20 protein-coding genes are annotated in these 20,861 nt (G+C 61.8%); 13 read left to right on the top strand and 7 right to left on the bottom strand.

Annotated elements, in window-relative coordinates:
• Positions 1-17 precede the first annotated feature (17 nt).
• The 3 genes from AAC077_RS12110 to AAC077_RS12100 all read left to right on the top strand — a co-directional run bounded on the left by AAC077_RS12110 (position 18) and on the right by AAC077_RS12100 (position 3,898).
• Complete coding sequence (locus tag AAC077_RS12110; RefSeq protein ID WP_339769927.1) at positions 18-548, top strand: gamma-glutamylcyclotransferase; 531 nt, start codon at positions 18-20, stop codon at positions 546-548.
• Positions 549-620: 72 nt separating this feature from the next.
• Entirely contained in the window at positions 621-1,835 is a 1,215-nt protein-coding gene (locus tag AAC077_RS12105) for a biopolymer transporter ExbB (RefSeq protein ID WP_339769926.1), read from the top strand.
• Complete coding sequence (locus tag AAC077_RS12100; protein ID WP_339769925.1) at positions 1,835-3,898, top strand: peptidoglycan -binding protein; 2,064 nt, start codon at positions 1,835-1,837, stop codon at positions 3,896-3,898. The genes AAC077_RS12105 and AAC077_RS12100 overlap by 1 nt, the downstream gene beginning before the upstream one ends.
• A gap of 62 nt (positions 3,899-3,960) precedes the next feature.
• Here the strand turns inward: AAC077_RS12100 and AAC077_RS12095 are convergent, their stop codons facing one another.
• The 3 genes from AAC077_RS12095 to gloB all read right to left on the bottom strand — a co-directional run bounded on the left by AAC077_RS12095 (position 3,961) and on the right by gloB (position 8,196).
• Positions 3,961-4,932 (bottom strand): M23 family metallopeptidase, encoded by a 972-nt coding sequence (locus tag AAC077_RS12095; RefSeq protein WP_339769924.1) that lies wholly within the window; start codon positions 4,930-4,932, stop codon positions 3,961-3,963.
• Positions 4,929-7,250: an ATP-dependent Clp protease ATP-binding subunit ClpA gene (gene clpA / locus AAC077_RS12090; RefSeq protein ID WP_339769922.1), complete on the bottom strand. Its 2,322-nt coding sequence runs from the start codon at positions 7,248-7,250 to the stop codon at positions 4,929-4,931. Before clpA ends, AAC077_RS12095 begins: the two co-directional genes overlap by 4 nt.
• Before the next feature lie 178 nt (positions 7,251-7,428).
• Positions 7,429-8,196, bottom strand: coding sequence for a hydroxyacylglutathione hydrolase (gloB, locus tag AAC077_RS12085; protein ID WP_339769921.1), 768 nt, complete (start codon positions 8,194-8,196; stop codon positions 7,429-7,431).
• Positions 8,197-8,264: 68 nt separating this feature from the next.
• Here gloB and AAC077_RS12080 point away from each other — a divergent pair, with 68 nt between their 5' ends.
• The 8 genes from AAC077_RS12080 to AAC077_RS12045 all read left to right on the top strand — a co-directional run bounded on the left by AAC077_RS12080 (position 8,265) and on the right by AAC077_RS12045 (position 15,787).
• The gene (locus AAC077_RS12080) at positions 8,265-9,017 is read left to right on the top strand and encodes a methyltransferase domain-containing protein (protein ID WP_339769919.1); all 753 of its coding nucleotides are present in this window, start codon (positions 8,265-8,267) and stop codon (positions 9,015-9,017) included.
• Positions 9,018-9,134: 117 nt separating this feature from the next.
• Entirely contained in the window at positions 9,135-9,965 is an 831-nt protein-coding gene (locus tag AAC077_RS12075; protein WP_339769916.1) for a class II aldolase/adducin family protein, read from the top strand.
• A gap of 387 nt (positions 9,966-10,352) precedes the next feature.
• Entirely contained in the window at positions 10,353-10,913 is a 561-nt protein-coding gene (locus AAC077_RS12070) for a F0F1 ATP synthase subunit delta (RefSeq protein WP_339769914.1), read from the top strand.
• The gene (gene atpA / locus AAC077_RS12065) at positions 10,914-12,452 is read left to right on the top strand and encodes a F0F1 ATP synthase subunit alpha (protein WP_339769912.1); all 1,539 of its coding nucleotides are present in this window, start codon (positions 10,914-10,916) and stop codon (positions 12,450-12,452) included.
• Between the two features lie 14 nt (positions 12,453-12,466).
• Complete coding sequence (locus AAC077_RS12060) at positions 12,467-13,348, top strand: F0F1 ATP synthase subunit gamma (protein ID WP_339769910.1); 882 nt, start codon at positions 12,467-12,469, stop codon at positions 13,346-13,348.
• Between the two features lie 21 nt (positions 13,349-13,369).
• Positions 13,370-14,794: a F0F1 ATP synthase subunit beta gene (gene atpD, locus AAC077_RS12055; RefSeq protein ID WP_339769908.1), complete on the top strand. Its 1,425-nt coding sequence runs from the start codon at positions 13,370-13,372 to the stop codon at positions 14,792-14,794.
• Positions 14,795-14,862: 68 nt separating this feature from the next.
• Positions 14,863-15,297, top strand: coding sequence for a F0F1 ATP synthase subunit epsilon (locus tag AAC077_RS12050; protein WP_339769906.1), 435 nt, complete (start codon positions 14,863-14,865; stop codon positions 15,295-15,297).
• 160 nt (positions 15,298-15,457) lie between these two features.
• Positions 15,458-15,787, top strand: a complete 330-nt coding sequence (locus AAC077_RS12045; RefSeq protein ID WP_339769904.1) for an H-type lectin domain-containing protein — start codon at positions 15,458-15,460, stop codon at positions 15,785-15,787.
• Positions 15,788-15,859: 72 nt separating this feature from the next.
• Here the strand turns inward: AAC077_RS12045 and AAC077_RS12040 are convergent, their stop codons facing one another.
• Positions 15,860-16,879: a ribose-phosphate pyrophosphokinase gene (locus tag AAC077_RS12040; protein WP_339769902.1), complete on the bottom strand. Its 1,020-nt coding sequence runs from the start codon at positions 16,877-16,879 to the stop codon at positions 15,860-15,862.
• A 105-nt stretch (positions 16,880-16,984) separates the two neighbouring features.
• Between AAC077_RS12040 and AAC077_RS12035 the strand changes: the two genes are divergently transcribed.
• Both AAC077_RS12035 and AAC077_RS12030 read left to right on the top strand, forming a co-directional pair.
• Complete coding sequence (locus tag AAC077_RS12035; RefSeq protein ID WP_339769900.1) at positions 16,985-17,584, top strand: 2-hydroxychromene-2-carboxylate isomerase; 600 nt, start codon at positions 16,985-16,987, stop codon at positions 17,582-17,584.
• 2 nt (positions 17,585-17,586) lie between these two features.
• Positions 17,587-18,369, top strand: coding sequence for an alpha/beta hydrolase (locus tag AAC077_RS12030; RefSeq protein WP_339769899.1), 783 nt, complete (start codon positions 17,587-17,589; stop codon positions 18,367-18,369).
• Here the strand turns inward: AAC077_RS12030 and AAC077_RS12025 are convergent.
• From AAC077_RS12025 to AAC077_RS12015, 3 genes are read right to left on the bottom strand one after another with little or no spacing between them, the layout of a single operon-like run.
• Positions 18,366-19,403, bottom strand: a complete 1,038-nt coding sequence (locus AAC077_RS12025) for a beta-eliminating lyase-related protein (RefSeq protein WP_339769897.1) — start codon at positions 19,401-19,403, stop codon at positions 18,366-18,368. The two genes, AAC077_RS12030 and AAC077_RS12025, sit on opposite strands and share 4 nt — an antisense overlap.
• A complete protein-coding gene (locus AAC077_RS12020; protein ID WP_339770294.1) occupies positions 19,404-19,847 on the bottom strand; it encodes a YcgN family cysteine cluster protein in 444 nt (147 codons plus the stop codon).
• 11 nt (positions 19,848-19,858) lie between these two features.
• Positions 19,859-20,791, bottom strand: coding sequence for a bifunctional riboflavin kinase/FAD synthetase (locus AAC077_RS12015; RefSeq protein WP_339769895.1), 933 nt, complete (start codon positions 20,789-20,791; stop codon positions 19,859-19,861).
• Positions 20,792-20,861 lie beyond the last annotated feature (70 nt).

Here is a 20,861-nt window from a genome sequence, read left to right as displayed (position 1 = left end):
CGAAGGGATGGCACGGCATGACGATGTGGGTTTTTGGCTATGGCAGCTTGCTTTGGAACCCCGGATTTCCGGTGGCGGACCGGGTGGTGGCGCGGCTGAAAGGGTATCAGCGGTCGTTTTGCATGCGCTCGATCCATCATCGCGGCACGGAAGAAGAACCGGGGTTGGTGCTGGCGCTGGACGCGGTGCCGCCCGCGTCCTGCGAGGGGATCGCGATGCAGGTCGAGGCGGGGGCCGAGCAGGCGACGCTGGAATATCTGCGCGCACGCGAGTTGATTTCGTCGGCCTATTACGAGGCGACCGTGCCGCTGCAATTGGTGGACGGGCGCGTGGTCGATGCCGTGGCCTATATCATCGACGCCGCGCACGACCAGTATTGTGGCGGTCTGCCGTTGGAAGAACAGGCGCAAATCATCGCCAAAGCGGTGGGCGGGCGTGGCCCCAACACCGAATATTTGTTCAACACTGCCGATCATTTGAACCAGATCGGGCTGCAAGATGCTGATCTGGACTGGTTGGCGGCGCGTGTGCGTTCAATCTGTGCATAATCCCTTGGCCATGAGCGGATTTCTTCGTTATCGTTGCTGCAGAGCAGTAAACTAGGGCAAGGACCCGGGCGCATGTCGCAAATGGACCGCGAAGCGCGGCCACAGTTTTCCCAACCGGTGCGGCAGATCGCGCTGATGCTGATGGTGATTGCCCTCAGTGCGGCGATGGTTTTTGTCGCGGCGCCCAGTGTGCTGCCGGTGTTTCAGGCCAACCCCTATCTGAACGGGTTCATCTTTTTCGTCTTTCTGATCGGTGTCGTGGCCTGTTTTTGGCAGGTCGTTCAACTGGTCGGTTCGGTCCGCTGGATCGAAGGGTTTGCCGCCGATACCCAACAGGGCGATGAAACGCCCCCGCAGTTGCTGGCCCCATTGGCGTCGTTGTTGCGCACGCGCGGGGCGCGGATGCAGGTGTCGTCCTCGTCCACGCGGTCTATTCTGGATTCAGTGGCCACGCGGGTGGACGAAGCCCGCGAGATCACGCGGTATATCGTCAACCTTCTGATTTTCCTTGGCCTTCTGGGCACTTTCTACGGTCTGGCGACCACCGTTCCTGCGCTGGTCGACACCATTCGCAGCCTTGCCCCGCAAGAAGGCGACGCGGGCGTGGATGTGTTCGGTCGTCTGATGGACGGGCTGGATTCGCAGCTTAGCGGTATGGGGGTGGCCTTTGGCTCGTCCTTGCTGGGGCTGGCCGGGTCGCTGATTGTGGGACTGCTCGAACTGTTTGCGGGCCATGGGCAGAACCGGTTTTACCGCGAGCTTGAGGAATGGCTCAGCTCGATCACGCGGGTCAGCTTCGCGTCGGGTGACGAGGGGACGGGCGATGCGCCGGTGATGGCGGGGGTGATTGATCATCTGGCCGAGCAGATGGAAACCCTGCAACAGATGTTCACACAGTCGGACATTTCGCGCACCATGGTCGATGAAAAGTTGGGGACGCTGGTTGATGCGATCCACGACATGACGCGGCAGATGCAGCATGGCGATCCCGAGAATTCGGCGCTGGAACGAGTGGCGGCGGGGCAGGAACGGCTGATCGCACATTTCGAGGCGCAGGGCGGCGGCGACGGGATTGACGCCGAAAGCCGGATGCGGTTGCGGTCGATTGACGTGCAAATGCTGCGTATTCTCGAAGAGATTTCCGCAGGGCGACAGGAAAGCATGGCCGAACTGCGCAGCGATCTGGCCGGCCTGACGCAGGCGCTGGCCCAGCCGCGCGGGGGCAATCGGGGCAATCGCGGACGCGGGTCCCAAGGTGGGGCAGGAAACGTCAAGGGTGACGGCTGATGGCCCTGTCGCGGCGCACCGGATCACGGTTTCAGGCGTCGATCTGGCCCGGCTTTGTCGATGCGATGACCGGCCTGCTGCTGGTGCTGATGTTCGTGCTGACCATTTTTATGGTGGTGCAATATGTGTTGCGCGAAACCATTTCGGGACAGGAAAGCGAACTGGACGCGCTGGCGGGCGAGGTTGCGGCACTGGCGCAGGCCCTGGGGCTTGAAGAGCAACGCGGCAACCGGCTGGATGCGCGGCTGTCGGCCATGTCGGCCACGCTGGATGATGCACAAGACCAGGTGTCGCAACAGGCGGCGTTGATTGCGTCACTGACCGAACAGCGCGATGCGCAGGCCAGCGAACTGGCCGCCGCGCAGACAAAAATCACCAGCTTTGAAGCGCAGGTTTCGGCGCTGTTGGCGGACCGCGATCAGGCGCAGGCGGCGGTGGCGGATTTGCAGGCCGAACAGACGCGCCTGTTGTCCGAGCAAGAGGCGCTTAACCTGGCGCTGGCACAGGCGCGCGACGAGATTGATGCAGGTGCCGAAGCCGCGCGGCTGGCTGCGTCGCGGCGCGAGGCACTGGATGCGCTGGTGGCGGATTTGCGTGCCAGAAACGCCGAGGCCGATGCGCAGTTGGCGGGGTTGAACTCCGAACTGGATCAGGCGCAGTCGGCGCTGAGCGAGGAAGAGGCGGCCAAGCTGGCCGAGGCGGAAGCGGCCAAGTTGTTGCGCGAGCGGCTGAAAGAGGCGGATGCCGAGCTGACCTCGATGACGCTGGCGCTGGAGGCGCAGCGCAAGAAAGCGGAAGAAACGCTGACCATGTTGGCCGCAGCCCGCGCCGCCGAGGCGGATCTGGACACGCAACTGGTGGCGGCCTTGTTGCAGGTCGAAACCCTGAAAGGGCAGGCCGAGGGCACCGACAGCACCGTGCAGGAACTGGCCAGCCAGCAAAAGGCGCTGACGGCGCAAAAGGACGCGTTGGAAGGGCAGATTTCCGCGCTTCAGGGGCAATTGGACGTGGCGCAGGCCACCATCGAGGCAGGCAGCGCCGAAACACAGGATTTGCGCGCGCGGTTGGCGGCGGCGCTGGCGGATGTGACCGCGCAGACTGCACGGGCCGAAGATGCGCAAGCGACCAACGCCGACTTGCGCACCCAGCTAGAGGCCGCACTTGCGGCAAAGCTGGCGGCAGAAGCCGATGCCAAGACGCTGAACGCCGACGCGGCAGAGGTGCGGGCGAAGCTGGCGGCGGCGCTGGCGGCAAAGCTGGAAGCCGAAAACGCCATTGACGAGACAATGACCGATAAAGAACGCCGCGCCGCGCTGTTGCAGACCGCGCGCGACAAGCTGGCCGAGGAACAGGAAAAATCCGCCGCCGCCCAGCGACAGACCGAAGTGCTGAACCAGCAGGTTGCGGCCTTGCGGTCGCAGTTGGGGCAGTTGCAAGCATTGCTGGACGACGCCAAGACGCGCGACGAGGCCGCACAGGTCGAGCTGTTGTCGCTGGGGCAGGATCTGAACACGGCGCTGGCGCGGGTTGCCGCCGAAGAACGCCGCCGTCGTGTGCTGGAAGAACAGGAACGCAAACGGCTGGAGGCGGCGGCGCAGGATCTGGAAAAATACCGCTCGGAATTCTTTGGCCGGTTGCGCGACGTGTTGGGCAATCAGGAAGGCGTGCGGATCGAAGGCGACCGGTTCGTGTTCTCGTCCGAGGTGCTGTTCCCCCCCGGTGCTGCCGATCTGTCAGCGGACGGGCAGCGCGAGATTTCCAAGATCGCGGCGATCCTGCGCAGTGTGGTCAGCGACATTCCCCCCGAAATCAATTGGGTGATCCGGGTGGACGGGCATACCGACAACGTGCCGCTGTCCGGTCTGGGCGCGTTTGCCGACAACTGGGAGCTAAGCCAGGCGCGCGCGCTTTCGGTGGTCAAATATATGGTGAACTTCCTGGGCATCCCGCCGGACCGGCTGTCGGCCAACGGGTTCGGGCAGTATCAGCCGGTGAACACCGCCAACACCGACGAGGCGCGCGCCCAGAACCGCCGGATCGAGTTGAAATTTACCGAGAAATAGGGGCTCTGCCCCAGTCGCTTTCGCGCCTTCCCCGGAGTTTTTCTGGCAAGATGAAGGATGCGTCAGCGCAGCGTAATCTCGGCTTGGCGGGTGTCGATCTGGCGGCCTTTGCGGATCAGTGTGACGCTGCCGGAATAGGTGCCCGCAGTCCACGCGGCCCCTTTCAGGCGTTTGCCGATGGCGCGGAAGAATTGCGCCTGCGCTTTGTCCAGGGTGACGGTTTGATCCAGAACCTTGCCATCCGGTCCGGTCAGATCAATGTGTATCTTGTCGCCCGTCTGCCCGCCAAAGGCATAGCCGTAGACCACAAGTGCAGGCGCGTCGGCGGGCAGGGCTGCCTTGGCGGCGCGGCCTGATTTGACATCATCATAGGCGGGGACGCTGTCGGAAAAGCCCACGTCAAGAATGCCGCCTGCCCTGTACGGGGGCGGGGATTGCCACAGGGTTCTGGTATCGGGCGTGCCGCAGGTGATTTGGCCATCGGGGTCGAAGGGGTCGATGGTTTCGCCGTTGTGGCGCACGCTCAGGTGAACATGGGGAAACTGGGCGCGGCCGCTGATGCCGACCTGACCCAGCACAGCGCCACGCTGGACCTTGTCACCTGAACGCACGGCGACGCTGTCCTTTTTCATGTGGCAATATTGGGTTTCCCAGCCGTCGCCGTGGTCGATCACCACGCCGTTGCCGCATTCGCGGCCCGCGACCTGTTCGGCATTGGCGGCAGAGTAGGCGCGATCGACCACGCCGTCGCGCACGCCCTTGACGGTGCCGTCGGCGCTGGCCAGCACGTTTACGCCCGCCTGCATCTGTTGCAGGGTGCGCAGGCCGAAATCGGTGCCCTTGTGCGCGTCATAGCTGAGCGGGGCGCACAGGTAGTCGGATGCGCCTTTGCCGGGGTCGTGATCGACGTATTGCTGGATGAAACAGTCGCGTCCCAGATCGCAGTCAATCGGGGGCGTCAAAACAGGATCGCCCGCCGCAGGCATCCCTGCGGCGAGCGTCAGTGTAAAGGCGGTGCAAACCGCCCGGATCATTCCGCCGTCAGCAGGGGCGGCTTGTTGCCCGAAATGCGCGGCTTGTCCGGCCCTTCAACCTTCAGGTCCAGCACGCCGTTTTTCATGCCGACCTTGACCACACCACCCTTGGCCAGCTTGCCGAACAGCAATTCCTCGGCCAGCGGCTTTTTGATGTGCTCCTGGATCACACGGCCCAGCGGGCGCGCGCCCATCTTGCTGTCGTACCCTTTGTCGGCCAGCCATTCGGCGGCGGGGCGGGTCAGTTCGATGGTCACGCCACGGTCCATCAGTTGTGCTTCAAGTTGCAGCACGAACTTTTCGACCACTTGCAGGATCACGGCCTTGGGCAGCGGTGCAAAGCTGATCACCGCGTCCAGACGGTTGCGGAATTCCGGCGTGAACGTGCGTTCGATGGCGGCTGTGTCCTCGCCCTCGCGACGGTCGCGGCCAAAGCCGATCGCCTCTTTCGCCTGCTCCGCCGCACCGGCGTTCGATGTCATGATCAGCACCACGTTGCGGAAGTCCACCGTGCGACCGTTGTGGTCGGTCAGGCGGCCATGGTCCATGACCTGCAACAGGATGTTGTAGACATCCGGGTGCGCCTTTTCCATCTCGTCCAGCAGCAGAACGCAATGCGGGTGCTGGTCGATCCCGTCGGTCAGCAGACCACCCTGATCAAACCCGACATAGCCCGGAGGCGCGCCGATCAGACGGCTGACCGCGTGTTTCTCCATGTATTCCGACATGTCGAAGCGCAGCAGTTCCACACCCAGCGTATCGGCCAGTTGTTTTGCCACTTCGGTTTTGCCCACGCCGGTTGGCCCCGCGAACAGGTAGTTGCCGATGGGTTTCTCCGGCTCGCGCAGACCCGCCCGCGACAGTTTGATCGCCGAGGCGAGGGCTTCGATGGCGTTGTCCTGACCGAAAACCACCCGTTTCAGCGACCCTTCCAGGTCTTTCAGCACGGCAGCGTCGTCTTTCGACACGTTTTTCGGCGGGATGCGGGCGATCTTGGCCACGACGGCCTCGATCTCCTTGGTGCCGATGGTTTTGCGCCGCTTGTTGGCGACAACCAGATGCTGCGCGGCACCGGCTTCGTCGATGACGTCGATGGCGCTGTCGGGCAGTTTGCGGTCGTTGATGTACCGGCTGGCCAGTTCCACCGAGGTCTTGATCGCATCCGAGGTGTATTTCACCGAATGGTGATCCTCGAAATAGGGCTTCAATCCCCGCAGGATCTTCACCGCATCTTCGACCGACGGTTCACTGACGTCGATTTTCTGGAACCGGCGCGACAGGGCGCGGTCCTTTTCGAAATGCTGGCGGAATTCCTTGTAGGTGGTCGACCCCATGGTGCGCAGTTTGCCCCCCTGAAGCGCGGGCTTCAGCAGGTTTGACGCGTCCATCGCGCCGCCCGATGTGGCACCGGCGCCGATCACGGTGTGAATCTCGTCGATGAACAGAACCGCGTCCTTGTGCGCTTCCAGCTCGGTCACGACCGCTTTCAGCCGTTCCTCGAAATCACCGCGATAGCGGGTGCCCGCCAGCAATGCGCCCATGTCGAGCGAATAAATCGTGGTGTTGGCCAGAACCTCGGGGGTTTCGCCCGATACGATCTTGCGTGCCAGACCTTCGGCGATGGCGGTTTTGCCGACGCCGGGGTCACCCACCAGCAGCGGGTTGTTCTTGCGCCGGCGGCACAGAACCTGAATGCACCGTTCCACTTCGCTGTCGCGGCCGATCAGCGGGTCAATGTCGCCCTCGCGCGATTTGGCGTTCAGATCGACGCAATATTTCTCAAGCGCCGAATCCTTTTTCTCGCCTTCGGTCACGCCTTGTGGCTCTTCCTCGTGCTCGGGCGCGCCCGAGACAGGGCGCGGATCGCCAAACGCGGGGTCCTTGGCGACGCCGTGGGCGATAAAGTTGACCGCGTCATAGCGGGTCATGTCCTGTTCTTGCAGGAAATAAGCCGCATTGCTTTCGCGTTCGGCAAAGATGGCGACCAGCACGTTGGCACCGGTCACTTCGGTGCGGCCCGATGATTGCACATGGATCGCAGCGCGCTGAATAACGCGCTGGAACGCCGCTGTGGGCACCGCTTCGCTGCCGTCGATGTCTGTCACAAGGTTCGACAGATCCTCGTCGACAAATTCGTTCAGCGTGGTGCGCAGTTCGTCCACATCGACGCTGCACGCCTGCATGACGCGTTTGGCGTCGGGTTCATCCACCAGCGCCAGCAGCAAATGCTCCAGCGTTGCGAATTCGTGGCGACGCTCGTTTGCCAGCGCCAGCGCGGAATGGATTGCTTTTTCCAATGTCGTCGAGAATGAAGGCACGCTCGTGCTCCTTCTGATCTGGGTCGGTGAGGGCGTTTGGGTGCCCGCTGCCAACCATGGCCTCATACTGTTAGAGTTTGGTTGATCGACGGCTGGCTTCAAGGGTTTTCTTTCATAATCCAGTCACAAAAGTGGCAAACCTGAAAGAAATGCTGTCGATTGTTGCGTGTGGGGGACGTCAGAACCGGTCGCGACGGGCGCGGATTTCGGTAAAGACGTCCAGTGGCGTTGCGCCTGTCATGTCCAGGGTGCGGGCGATGGCAGGGTCAGAGGCGCGCAGAAAAGGGTTCGTGTCCAGTTCAAGCTGTAGCTTGGAGGGGACAGTGGGCATCCCGGCGGCGCGTTTGTCCGCGATGTCCTGTGTACGGGATATAAGTGCGGCGTTTTCAGGATCAACAGTGGCGGCGAATTTTGCATTGGTTGTGGTGTATTCGTGACCGGAACAGACCGTGGTGTCGCCGGGCAGGGCGGCCAGCTTGGTCATGCTGTCCAGCATCTGGGCGGGCGTGCCTTCAAACAGACGGCCACAGCCCAACGCCATCAGACTGTCGGCGGTGAACACCAGTTTCGATCCGGGCGCGTGAAACGCGATATGCCCGACGGTGTGGCCGCTGACATCCAGAACCTCGATAGAATCGCCGCCCACGGTGAAACTGTCGCCTTCGGCGACCGCCAGATCCAGCGGCGGCAGGCGGTGGGCATCGGCGGATGCGCCAATCACCTTGGCCGGATGATCCGCCAGCAGGTCGGGCAACCCGTCCACATGGTCCCAATGGTGATGGGTCAGCAACACATGGCTTAGCGTCCAGCCGCGCGCGGCCAGTGCGTCCTTGATCGGTTGCGCTTCGGGCACGTCGATCACCGCGGTTTCGCCGCTGTCCGCGTCATGGACCAAAAAGGCATAGTTGTCTTCAAGGCAGGGCACTGTGACGAGTTCAAGAGGCATGGTCATTTCCTTCACGGTTGATAGGATCGGCGTAAGGGCCAGCTTGGCCGATCCGATGAAGGGCTGCAATGCACCTCGACGTACAGGACTTGCGCAATTTCTATTATCGCAGTGCGCTGGGGCGTGCGGCGCAGAAATCGCTGCGCGGTCGAATGCTGCAACTGTGGCCCGAGGCCAAGGGCCAGACCGTTGCGGGCTATGGCTTTGCCGTGCCGCTGTTGCGTCCCTATCTGCAAGACGCGCGGCGGGTGATGGCACTGATGCCCGGACCGCAGGGGGTCATGCCCTGGCCTGCGGGGCAGCAAAACGTGTCGGCACTGATCGAGGAAACCATGTGGCCGATTGAAACCGGCCACGTGGACAAGCTGGTGGTGATGCACGGGCTGGAAACCTCGGACCGGCCACAGGATTTGCTGGAAGAATGCTGGCGGGTGCTGGGGCCGGGGGGCAAGGCGCTGTTTATCGTGCCCAACCGCGCGGGCCTGTGGTCGCGGCGCGACCGCACGCCGTTTGGTTACGGTCGGCCCTATTCGGCCTCGCAGTTGGAAACGCAGTTGCGCAAACACCAGTTTCTGCCTGAACGCCATGTGGGCGCGCTGTACCAGTTCCCATCGGGCCGACGGCTGTGGATGAAATCCGCAGGCATGTTCGAGGGCGTGGGCCGTGCGATGCCCGGCATGATCGCAGGCGGCGCGTTCATGGTCGAGGCGTCCAAGCTGGTCTATCCGCCCAAGGGAACCACAAGCCGCGTGCGCAAACGGGTCAGCGTTCTGGAAGGGCTGACCGAGCCTGTCGTGGGGCGCACGCGCGAGCCGTCCTAGGGGCAAGCGACGCTGGTTTACGCTGACAGATCAAAAATGAACGCGGCGTCATTTCCCAACGGCCGACGAAGTGTTTAGACTGCGCGCCAGCACGCACGACTCTGGGAGGAGAGACAGATGAAAGACGCCGCCACCGCCATGCCGACCGCCATGGACATCAAGGACATGCCCGATCCGATGGAGATGCCTTCGCTGAAGGGCAAAGTCTCGGAAGAAGAATGGGCGCTGCGCTGCCAACTGGCCGCCACGTATCGTCTGTGCGCGATGCACGGCTGGACCGACCTGGTGTTCACCCACATCTCGGCGCGCCTGCCGGACGAGGACGGGGCCGAGCGGTTCCTGATCAACCCATACGGCGTGATGTTCGATGAAATGACGGCGTCGTCGCTGGTCAAGATCGACCTTGAGGGCAACATCTGTCAGGATACGCCTTACAACATCAATCCGGCGGGTTTCACCATCCATTCGGCCATTCACGCGGCGCGCCATGATGCGGGCTGTGTGATCCATGTGCACACGCCCTACGGTGTGGCCGTGTCGGTGCAGAACGGCGGGCTGCGGCGCTATACGCAGTTCTCGATGATCGTGAACAACGATCTGGCCTATCACGACTATGAGGGCATCGCGCTGGAGCTGGACGAGCGGGAACGTATCGTCAACGATCTGGGCGACAAGTCGCTGTTGATGCTGCGCAATCACGGCACGCTGACCGTGGGGCCGAACTGTGCGATTGCTTTCCTGCGGATGTATTTCCTGGAAAACGCCTGCAAGACGCAGATCTTTGCGCAGGCGGCGGGCACCGACAACCTGCACGAGGAAGATCAGGCCATGGCCGACACCGTGCAGGCGCAAGCCAAGGGTGCGTTTACGCCGGGCTATGGCGATAACCTGATCTGGCCCGGGCTGATGCGCAAGCTGAAGCGGACCAATCCGGGCTTTGACCACTAGCCTTTGCGGCCCGGACCGGCGCGGGGGCCAGCCCCCCGGCCTGCGGCCGTCCCCCGGAGTTTTCGGGCAAGATGAAGCGCGGGCTGCACTCTGCCGCGTGGCATGGTAAAATTGTGGTGATTGCGCAGGAATCGCTCATTCACGGGCGCTGATCGGAAGAGTTTTTTAACAAATTCGACGGTCCAAAGCGTCGCACTTGAGGTAAGGTGCTGAAATTAAATAATAACACCCTTTTCCGCAGGGTGCTGACGACAGTTGCGGGGTGCGCGGGGGTCTGATACATCCCCCCTGATTTCAGCGGATTGATGCCCATCAGCCCGCGCCAACACCCTCGTTCTATCGGCACCCAAGTGTCGAAGATCGGGGCCAGACATTGGAAGGGTGGACGTGTCCGAACCAGCTTCGATCTCCACAGGCATCGCCAAACGATATGCGAGTGCCGTCTACGACTTGGCCAAAGAGGCCAATGACGTAAAAGCCATTGAGACCGATATTGCCGCCTTGCAAGACGCAATGGCAGAGTCGGGCGACTTTAACGCCATGATCCATTCACCGATCTACACCCGCGACCAGCAAGGCGCGGCTGTGACGGCACTGGCGAAAAAGATGAAACTGTCGGGCGTGATGTCCAACACGCTGGCACTGATGGCGCAAAAGCGTCGCCTGTTCGTGCTGCCGCAACTGGTTCAAACCCTGCGTGACCTGATCGCCGAAGACAAAGGCGAAGTAACAGCCGACGTCACTTCGGCCAAGGCGCTGACCAAGACGCAGTCTGACAAACTGGCCAAGACGCTGACCGCGTCGATGGGCAAAACCGTGACTATTCATGCGACCGTTGATGAAAGCCTCATCGGCGGTCTTGTCGTCAAAGTGGGCTCGAAGATGATCGACACGTCGATCCGCTCCAAGCTCAATTCCCTCCAGAACGTAATGAAAGAGGTCGGATAAATGGGTATCCAAGCAGCAGAAATTTCTGCGATCCTGAAAGACCAGATCAAGAATTTTGGTCAAGAAGCAGAAGTCGCCGAAGTCGGCCGCGTTCTGAGCGTCGGTGACGGTATCGCCCGTGTCTATGGTCTGGACAATGTTCAGGCCGGCGAGATGGTCGAATTCCCCGGCGGCATTCAAGGCATGGCCTTGAACCTGGAAAGCGACAACGTCGGCGTCGTGATCTTCGGCTCCGACCGCGACATCAAGGAAGGTGACGTTGTCAAACGCACCAACTCGATCGTGGACGTTCCCGTTGGTGACGAACTGCTGGGCCGCGTTCTGGACGGTCTGGGCAACCCGCTGGACGGCAAGGGCCCGCTGAACGCCACCGAGCGTCGCGTGGCGGACGTCAAGGCACCGGGCATCATCCCGCGTAAATCGGTTCACGAACCGATGGCAACCGGCCTGAAATCGGTCGACGCGATGATCCCGATCGGCCGTGGCCAGCGCGAGCTGATCATTGGTGACCGTCAGACCGGCAAAACCGCCGTGGCTCTGGACGCGATCCTGAACCAGAAATCCTACAACGACGCCGCCGGCGACGATGAAAGCAAGAAGCTGTACTGCATCTATGTTGCCATCGGTCAAAAGCGTTCGACCGTTGCCCAGCTGGTGAAAAAGCTCGAAGAGAGCGGCGCCATCGAATACACCACAGTGGTTGCCGCCACCGCGTCGGACCCCGCGCCGATGCAGTACCTGGCACCCTACACCGCGACAGCCATGGCGGAATTCTACCGCGACAACGGCCGCCACGCGCTGATCATCTATGATGACCTTTCCAAACAAGCGGTCTCCTACCGCCAGATGTCGCTGCTGCTGCGCCGCCCGCCCGGCCGCGAAGCGTACCCCGGCGACGTTTTCTATCTGCACTCGCGCCTGCTGGAACGTTCGGCCAAGCTGAACGAAGACAACGGCTCGGGCTCGCTGACAGCTCTGCCGATCATCGAAACCCAAGGTGGCGACGTTTCCGCGTTTATTCCGACCAACGTGATTTCGATCACCGACGGCCAGATCTTCCTGGAAACCGAACTGTTCTACCAAGGTATCCGTCCTGCTGTGAACACCGGTCTGTCGGTGTCGCGGGTTGGCTCGTCGGCGCAAACCAGCGCGATGTCCAGCGTTGCAGGCCCGGTGAAACTGTCGCTGGCGCAATACCGTGAAATGGCGGCTTTCGCCCAGTTCGGTTCCGACCTTGATGCCTCGACCCAGGCGTTGCTGAACCGTGGTGCGCGTCTGACCGAGCTGATGAAACAGCCGCAGTATTCGCCCCTGACCAACGCCGAAATCGTCTGCGTCATCTTTGCAGGCACCAACGGCTACCTGGACAAGGTCGCGATCAAGGACGTGGGCCGCTGGGAAGCGGGCATGCTGGCGCACATGCGTTCCAAGCATCAGGATGTTCTGGATTGGATCACAAACGAAGATCCCAAGATCAAGGGCGATGCCGCAGACAAGCTGCGTGCAGCTCTGGACACCTTCGCAACTGACTTCGCTTAAGGAGAGATAAGGCAATGCCAAATCTCAAGGACCTTAAAAACCGGATCCAGAGTGTGAAGAACACTCGGAAGATCACAAAAGCCATGCAAATGGTGGCCGCGGCGAAACTTCGCCGCGCCCAAGAAGCTGCCGAACAGTCGCGGCCCTACACAGAGCGGTTCAATTCCGTGATGGCAGGGCTGGCTTCGTCTGTGGGTGGGTCTGATTCTGCGCCCCAACTGCTCAGCGGTACAGGCAACGACCAGACACACCTGTTGGTCGTCATGACCGCAGAACGTGGCCTGTGCGGTGGTTTCAACGCGAACATCTCGAAAAAGGCCAAGGCCAAGGCGGCGGAACTGGAAGCGGCGGGCAAGACCGTCAAAATCCTGACCGTTGGCAAAAAAGGCCGTGACTCCATGAAACGCGATCTTGGATCGCGCTTTGTCGGTCACGTGGACCTGACCGAGGTCAAGCGTGTCAGCTACCCCGACGCCCAAGGCATCGCCAAGGACATCCTTGGCCGTTTTGACGAAGGTGAATTTGATGTTGCCACGATCTTCTATTCGAAGTTCGTGAACGTTGTGAGCCAGACGCCCACAGCCCAACAGATCATTCCGTTCGAGGTGCCCGCTGATGCGGCTGCCGATGTCGATGGTTCGACCGTCTATGATTACGAGCCCAGCGAAGAGGCCGTTCTGGCCGACTTGCTGCCGCGTGCGATTGCAACTGCGATCTTCTCGGCTCTGCTGGAAAACGGGGCGTCCGAACAGGGCGCACGGATGTCCGCCATGGACAACGCCACCCGCAACGCAGGCGACATGATCGAAAAGCTGACCATTCAGTACAACCGTTCGCGTCAGGCCGTGATCACCAACGAGCTGATTGAAATCATTTCGGGCGCCGAGGCGCTCTAAGACAAACCGGAGTAATACGACATGGCAAATGCAGTCGGAAAAATCACCCAGGTCATCGGGGCCGTCGTCGACGTCCACTTTGACGACAACCTGCCAGAGATCCTGAACGCTCTGACAACAGAAAACAACGGCCGCCCGCTGGTTCTGGAAGTGGCCCAGCACCTTGGCGAAAACACCGTGCGTACCATTGCGATGGACGCCACCGAAGGTCTGGTGCGCGGCGCGCCCGTGACCGACACCGGTGCGCCCATTCAGGTGCCCGTCGGTCCCGGCACATTGGGCCGCATCCTGAACGTCACCGGCGACCCCGTTGACGAAAAAGGCCCCGTTGACGCGACAGAAACACGTTCGATCCACGGCGAAGCGCCCGCGTTCGACCAACAGTCGACAGCGACCGAGATCCTGACCACAGGCATCAAGGTTATCGACCTGCTGGCCCCCTACACCAAGGGTGGTAAAATTGGTCTGTTCGGCGGTGCCGGCGTTGGCAAAACCGTTCTGATCATGGAACTGATCAACAACATCGCAAAAGTGCACTCGGGCGTGTCCGTGTTCGCCGGTGTTGGCGAGCGGACCCGTGAAGGCAACGACCTTTACTACGAAATGATCGAATCCGGCGTTATCGTTCCCGACAACCTGCCCGACTCGAAAATTGCGCTGGTCTACGGCCAGATGAACGAACCTCCCGGTGCGCGTATGCGGATCGCTCTGACCGGCCTGTCGCTGGCGGAACAGTTCCGTGACGACACAGGGTCTGACGTTCTGTTCTTTGTCGACAACATCTTCCGCTTTACCCAGGCGGGTTCGGAAGTGTCGGCTTTGCTGGGCCGTATTCCTTCGGCTGTGGGCTATCAGCCGACACTGGCAACCGACATGGGCGCCATGCAGGAACGCATCTCGTCGACCAAAAACGGTTCGATCACATCGGTTCAGGCCGTGTACGTTCCCGCGGACGACTTGACCGACCCCGCGCCTGCGACATCCTTTGCCCACCTCGACGCGACAACCGTTCTGGACCGCTCGATTTCGGAAAAAGGCATCTATCCCGCCGTGGACCCGCTGGGCTCGACCTCGCGTCTGCTGGATCCGCTGATCATCGGTGACGAACACTACAAAGTCGCGACCGACGTGCAGCAGGTTCTGCAACGCTACAAGTCGCTGCAAGACATCATCGCGATTCTGGGCATGGACGAACTGTCGGAAGAAGACAAACTGGCCGTTGCCCGTGCGCGTAAGATCGAACGCTTCCTGTCGCAGCCTTTCGACGTGGCGAAAGTGTTCACCGGCTCGGACGGTGTGCAGGTTCCGTTGGAAGACACCATCTCGTCGTTCAAGGCGGTTGTGGCCGGTGAATACGATCACCTGCCCGAAGGTGCCTTCTACATGGTTGGCGGCATCAACGAAGTGATCGCCAAAGCCGAAAAAATGGCGGCTGACGCGGCCTAAATCCCAATCACCGATCCCGGATGGCGCTTTGCCGTCCGGGTGACGTGCCTGATCCAAGGGGAACACAAGTGGCAGATATGCAATTCGATCTGGTTTCGCCCGCGCGCAGCCTTGCCTCGCACGCCGCGACCTCGGTTTCGATCCCCGGCGCCGATGGGGATCTGACCGTGATGGCAGGCCACGCGCCGACCATCACCACGCTGCGTCCTGGCCTGTTGCGGGTCGAAGCCGACGGCAAGACAGCCGAATACGTTGTCACCGGCGGCTTTGCCGAGATCAACGCCGAAGGCGTGACCGTTCTGGCCGAACGCGCACTGGCGCGTGGCGACATGACTCAGGAACATCTCGACGAGATGTACACAGAAGCCGAGAATATGTACAAAACGGCCAAAGAAAACTGGCAAAACGAACCGGGCCCCGTCGACGACGCGGCCAAGCTGCTGGGCGACATGGTCGCCATGGGCAGCGAAATCGGTCTGAGCACCAAACAGCCCAGCCTGTAATCGTTAACGCCAAATCACTGAAAAGGCCCCGAAAATTTCGGGGCCTTCTTGCATTCTGGCCATATTGTTGTGCATTCTGCATCTCTGAGGTGATGCAGGCGCAATACGGGCGCGTATCGTGCGAACAAGGCCAAAACCATTGAAAAAACTACGCAATTACATGATCGGTATCGAACAGGGCGACCCTGTGCTGTTCTCGGATTTCGAGGACGGCGGCGAGATGTGGACCGGTCGCGGCCAGCGCGAGCGGCGGCGGCGTATTTCTTTCAGCGAACGGTACCGTACGCCGCCTGCCATTCAGGCGGCGATCAGTTTGTGGGATATGGACGCCACGACCGTCATCCGCGCCGACATCTCGACCGAAACGATCACCGAAGACGGCTTTGACCTGGTGTTTCGCACATGGGGCGACACCCGCGTGGCACGGGTGCGGGTCAGCTGGACGGCCATCGGAGAGGTGGCAGACCCCGAGGACTGGGATCTGTACTGAGACAGGGGGAGGGGCTCTGCCCCCGCGCCTACGGCGCGTCCCCGGAGTTTTCTGGCAAGATGAAGCCTGTGATTACTCGGCTGCGTACATGCCGTCATAGATCGGGCCCAGCGTGTCCTGTTCAAACAGCGAACTGACCGAGGTGCCGTTCCAGATGTTCAGAATGGCCTGGGCAAAGATCGGGGCGGTGGGCACGACACGGATGTTCGGCGCATCAAGGATCGCCTTGGTCGGCGCGATCGTGTCGGTGATCACCAGCGATTTCATCACCGAATTTGTCACACGCTCGACCGCGGGGCCGCTCATCACGCCGTGGCTGATATAGCTGTGCACTTCCTTGGCACCGTTTTCCATCAGCACTTCGGCGGCTTTGCACAGGGTGCCGGCGGTGTCGCACATGTCGTCGACGATCAATGCAACCTTGTCTTTCACGTCACCGATCACGGTCATCTCGGCTATCTCGCCGGGTTTCTCGCGGCGCTTGTCGACGATGGACAGCGGGGCGTTCAGGCGTTTGGCCAGCTCGCGTGCGCGGGCCACGCCGCCCACATCGGGCGAGACGATCATCAGGTCGCCCATGCGGTCGCGGAACTGGTTGGCGATGTCCAAGGCAAAGATGGGCGAGGCATACAGGTTGTCGACGGGGATGTCGAAAAAGCCCTGAATCTGGGCCGCGTGCAGGTCCATGGTCAGAACCCGTTCGACACCGGCGCTGACCAGCATGTTGGCCACCAGCTTGGCGCTGATCGGCGTGCGGGCCTTGGTGCGGCGATCCTGCCGCGCGTAGCCGAAATAGGGGATCACAGCGGTGATGCGGGCGGCCGAGGACCGGCGCAGCGCGTCGCACATGATCAGCAGTTCCATCAGGTTGTCGTTGGCAGGGTTCGATGTGGGCTGGATGATATACATATCCTCGCCGCGGACGTTTTCGTAGACTTCGACGAAAATCTCGCCATCGTTGAACCGTTCGACGCGGGCATCGACCAACCCCATTTTCTTGCCCCGGTGCATCGACATCCTGCGTGCGATGGCCTGTGCAAGCGGCTGGTTGGCGTTTCCGGCGATCAGCTTGGGTTCCTGAACGTGTGGCATGTCTTGTGGCCCCCCAAGGCGCTTGTGACAGAATCGTGACGTTGACACCGCTTAGCATGGCCTTACGGTCCGGCAAAGCGGGACACCCCCCTATCGGAGAAGAACATGCACCAGATCGACTATTTTTTTTCCGTGCTGTCGCCATATACCTACCTGGCGGGCACGCGGCTGGAACAGATTGCGGCCAAACACGGCGCAACGATCAACTATAAGCCCACAGATGTGGTGGCCCTGTTCGGCCGCACCGGGGGCACGCCACCCAAGGACCGCCACCCCAGCCGCCAGGAATACCGCGCGCAGGAACTGGTGCGGTGGGCCAAGAAGCTGGATATGCCGTTCAACCTGAAACCGGCGTATTGGCCCACAAACGGCGCACCTGCGTCCTATGCGATTATTGCGGCGATCCACGCGGGTGGCGGTGATGTGGGCAAGCTGGTGTTTGCATTCCTGCGATCCGTCTGGGCGGATGAAAAGGACATCGCGCAGGATGACGTTGTGCGTGCCTGTCTGGAAGAGGCCGGTTTTTCGCCTTCGCTGGCAGACAGCGGTCTGTTGCAGGGGGCCGAAACCTATGCCGCCAATCTGGAAGAGGCCGCCAATCGCGGCGTGTTCGGCGCACCGTTCTACATTTGCGAAGGTGACAACCGGTTCTGGGGGCAGGACCGTCTGGACGATCTGGATATGCATCTGGCCGGCAAGCTTTAAGGATGCAGTATCATTCAAGACGCTATGGCAAGGGGCCTCGACAGGTCCTTGCGATCCACTGCACGCTGGCGCATTCCGGCGCGTGGCGTGGGATGGCCGACGCGATGGGCGACGGGCTGACGATCCACGCCTATGACATGCCCAGCCACGGCAAGTCGCCTGATTGGGATGGCACCGGCGATCTGCATGATCTGGTGACCGCGTGGGGCCATGACATGCTGTCCGAGCCTATGGACGTGATCGGCCACAGCTTTGGCGCGATTGTGGCCCTGCGGCTGGCCGCCGAGGCCCCCGAACGGGTGCGCAGCCTGACATTGATCGAGCCGGTGGCCTTTGCCTTTGTCGCGGCGGATGATCCGGCCAAGGTCGAGGAATACCGCCTGCGCAATCTGGATTTCGATGCAGCGATGCAGGCGGGCGACAATATGCAGGCGGCGCGGTCGTTCAACCGGGGCTGGGGCAACGGGGTGCCGTGGGATGAAATTCCCGAGCAGACGCGGCAGTATATGGCCGACCGCATCGACTTTGTCGCCGGATCAGCGCCCGCCGTGCAGCGTGACAGCATCGGGTTGTTGAAGCCCGGCGCGCTGGACGTGATCAAATGCCCGGTGATGCTGATGGAAGGGGACCAGTCCGATGGCACCATTGCTGCGGCCAACAGCGCCATCTTGCGCCGTATTCCACATGCGCAGCGCGTTGTGCTGAAGGGCGCGGGACACATGGCCCCGATCACCCACCCCGATATGGTGGCCGCCGAAGTGCGCCGGTTTCTGGACGCGGTCTAAAGGTGGCTTAGGAACTGGTCGATCTGCGAATCTGAGATCGACCAGTCGCAGACCAGCCGGGCCGCGACCATCTCGTCGGGGTCTTCGCCGTCCAGCGTGCCCTCCCAGATGTAATATTTCGCGCCCGCCGCGTGCAGCCGCTTGTGGGCGGCGCGGGGGAAGGCGGCAAAGATCATGTTGGCGTCGGGCTGGTGCAGAAACTCGGCGCCCTTGTCGCGCAGCCCTGCGGCCAGACGCTGGGCGTTGGCATTGGCGGCTGCGGCGGTTTCCATCCACAGGTCGCCGTCCAGATAGGCGGCCATCTGTGACGACAGGTAACGGTGCTTGGAAAACAGATGCGCCCCGCGTTTGCGGCGCAGCTCGAATTCCCAGGCCTTGTCGGGGTCGAACAGCACCACCGCCTCGACGCCCATGCAGCCGTTCTTGGTGCCGCCAAAGCTGAGGATGTCGACGCCCGATTTCCACGTCATTTCGGCAGGGGTGCAGTCCAGCGTGTTGATGGCATTGGCAAAACGCGCGCCGTCCAGATGGACGGGCAGGTCGAATTCGCGGGCCACGGCGGTCAGGGCGCGCAACTCGTCCAGCGTATAGACCTCGCCACGTTCGGTCACTTGAGTGATGCTGACGGGGCCGCGCTGTGGCCCGTGCACACCGCGCGTCTCTTCGCTTGCGATGGTCGCGTGCAGCGCCTTGGGGGTCATCTTGTCGCCGCCAGGTACCAGCGTCAGCTTGGCGCCGCCTGCATAGAATTCGGGGGCGTTGCATTCGTCTTCGTGGATGTGGGCGACGTTGCTGCAAAAGATGGTGGCATAAGGGGCGGTGTAGCACGCCAGCGCCAGCGAGTTGGCGGCGGTGCCTGTGGCAACAAGGAACACTTCGGCCTCGGGCGCCTCGAACGTGCGGCGGATGGCTTGTCGCACCTCGTCCATCACCGGATCGTTGCCATAGGGCATGGCGTGGCCCGTGTTGTCCTGCATCATGCGGTTCATGACCTGCGGATGAACGGGGCCGGCGTTGTCAGAGGCAAAAAACATCTATGTGGGTTCCTCGATGATGTGGTCTTCCCAGTCTTCTTCGGGAATATCAAATTCGCTGAGCGTCCTGTTTTGTACGCTCACGCCCGCATCATGTACAGATTGTGACGTTCCTGTCAGTAATGGATGCCACTCGGGCAGCGGTTTGCCTTCCCACAACAGGCGATAGGCGCAGGTTTGCGGCATCCAGTAGGCGTGGGTGTCAAGGTTCGAGGGTTTCAGCACGATACAGTCGGGCACGAACTGGTGGCGGTTTTCGTAATGCGCGCAGCGGCAGGTGGCGTCGTCCAGCAGACGGCAGGCGATGCGGGTCAGGGCCACGTCGCCGGTGTCTTCGTCTTCCAGCTTGTTCAGGCAGCATTTGCCGCAGCCGTCGCACAGGGCTTCCCATTCGGGGGCGGTCATCTGGTCCAGCGATTTGCGTTCCCAGAACTTATGCCCCATTTTCGCGCCGCTCATAGGGCGTCCAATATGGTGCGGGCGCGGGTGCAGTCGGCGTCCATCTGGGTGATCAGCGCATCGAGGCTGTCGAATTTTTCTTCGCCGCGCAGATGGTCCACCAGCGCGACCGAAATGTGGGTGCCGTAAAGATCGCCGGAAAAGTCGAAGATGAAGGTTTCAAGGTTGGCGCGGTTTTCGCCGAACATGGGTCGCACGCCCAGCGATGCGGCCCCTTGGTAGCGGCCCTTGTGTGGCCCTTCCAGCACGTCGACCAGCACGGCGTAGACGCCGAAGGCGGGCGGGTGCAGGCCGTCGATGGACATGTTCGCCGTGGGATAGCCCAATTCGCGGCCACGCTGTTCGCCGCCGATCACGGGCCCTTCGATCCGGTGCCAGTGGCCCAGCATTGCGGCGGCGTCGCGGGGGCGGGCGTCGGTCAGTGCCTCGCGGATGGCGGTGGAAGATACGGTGGCGTCGGTGGTTTCCAGCAGCGGCGCGATGGTCACGCCAAAGCCCATTTCGGCCCCAAAGGCTTGCAGGTCTTTCGCCGTGCCTGCGCGTCCTTTGCCAAAGCAGAAGTCGGCCCCAACCACCACATGGCGCAGGCCCAGACCCTCGGCAATGACCGACCGGGCAAAGGCCTCGGGCGTCAGCCCGGCAAGCTGCGCGTTGAAGTTCATCTGGTACAAACGCTCTACCCCCAGCTTGGCAAGCTGGGACGCCCGTGCCTCGGCGCCCATCAGGCGAAAAGGCGGGGCGTCGGGGGCGAAGAATTCGCGCGGGTGCGGCTCGAACGTCAGCACGCCCAAGGGGGCATCGGGGACGGCGGTGCGCGCCAGGTCGATGACGGAACGGTGGCCCAGATGCACACCGTCAAAGTTTCCGATGGCAACAGAGGCTCCGCGATCCGCTGCCTCGACAAATTGGTAATCTCGTATGATCCGCATGGCCAATGCCTAGCCGCGCCCATGGGCAGAGGCAAGACACGTCCCGCCCTTTCGCGTCGCAAATGGCGCA

The organism is uncultured Pseudosulfitobacter sp., from assembly GCF_963976325.1.
Lineage (GTDB): Bacteria > Pseudomonadota > Alphaproteobacteria > Rhodobacterales > Rhodobacteraceae > Pseudosulfitobacter.
The sequence above is the reverse complement of the archived record's forward strand: the minus strand, read 5'-3'. Positions and strand labels throughout refer to the sequence as shown.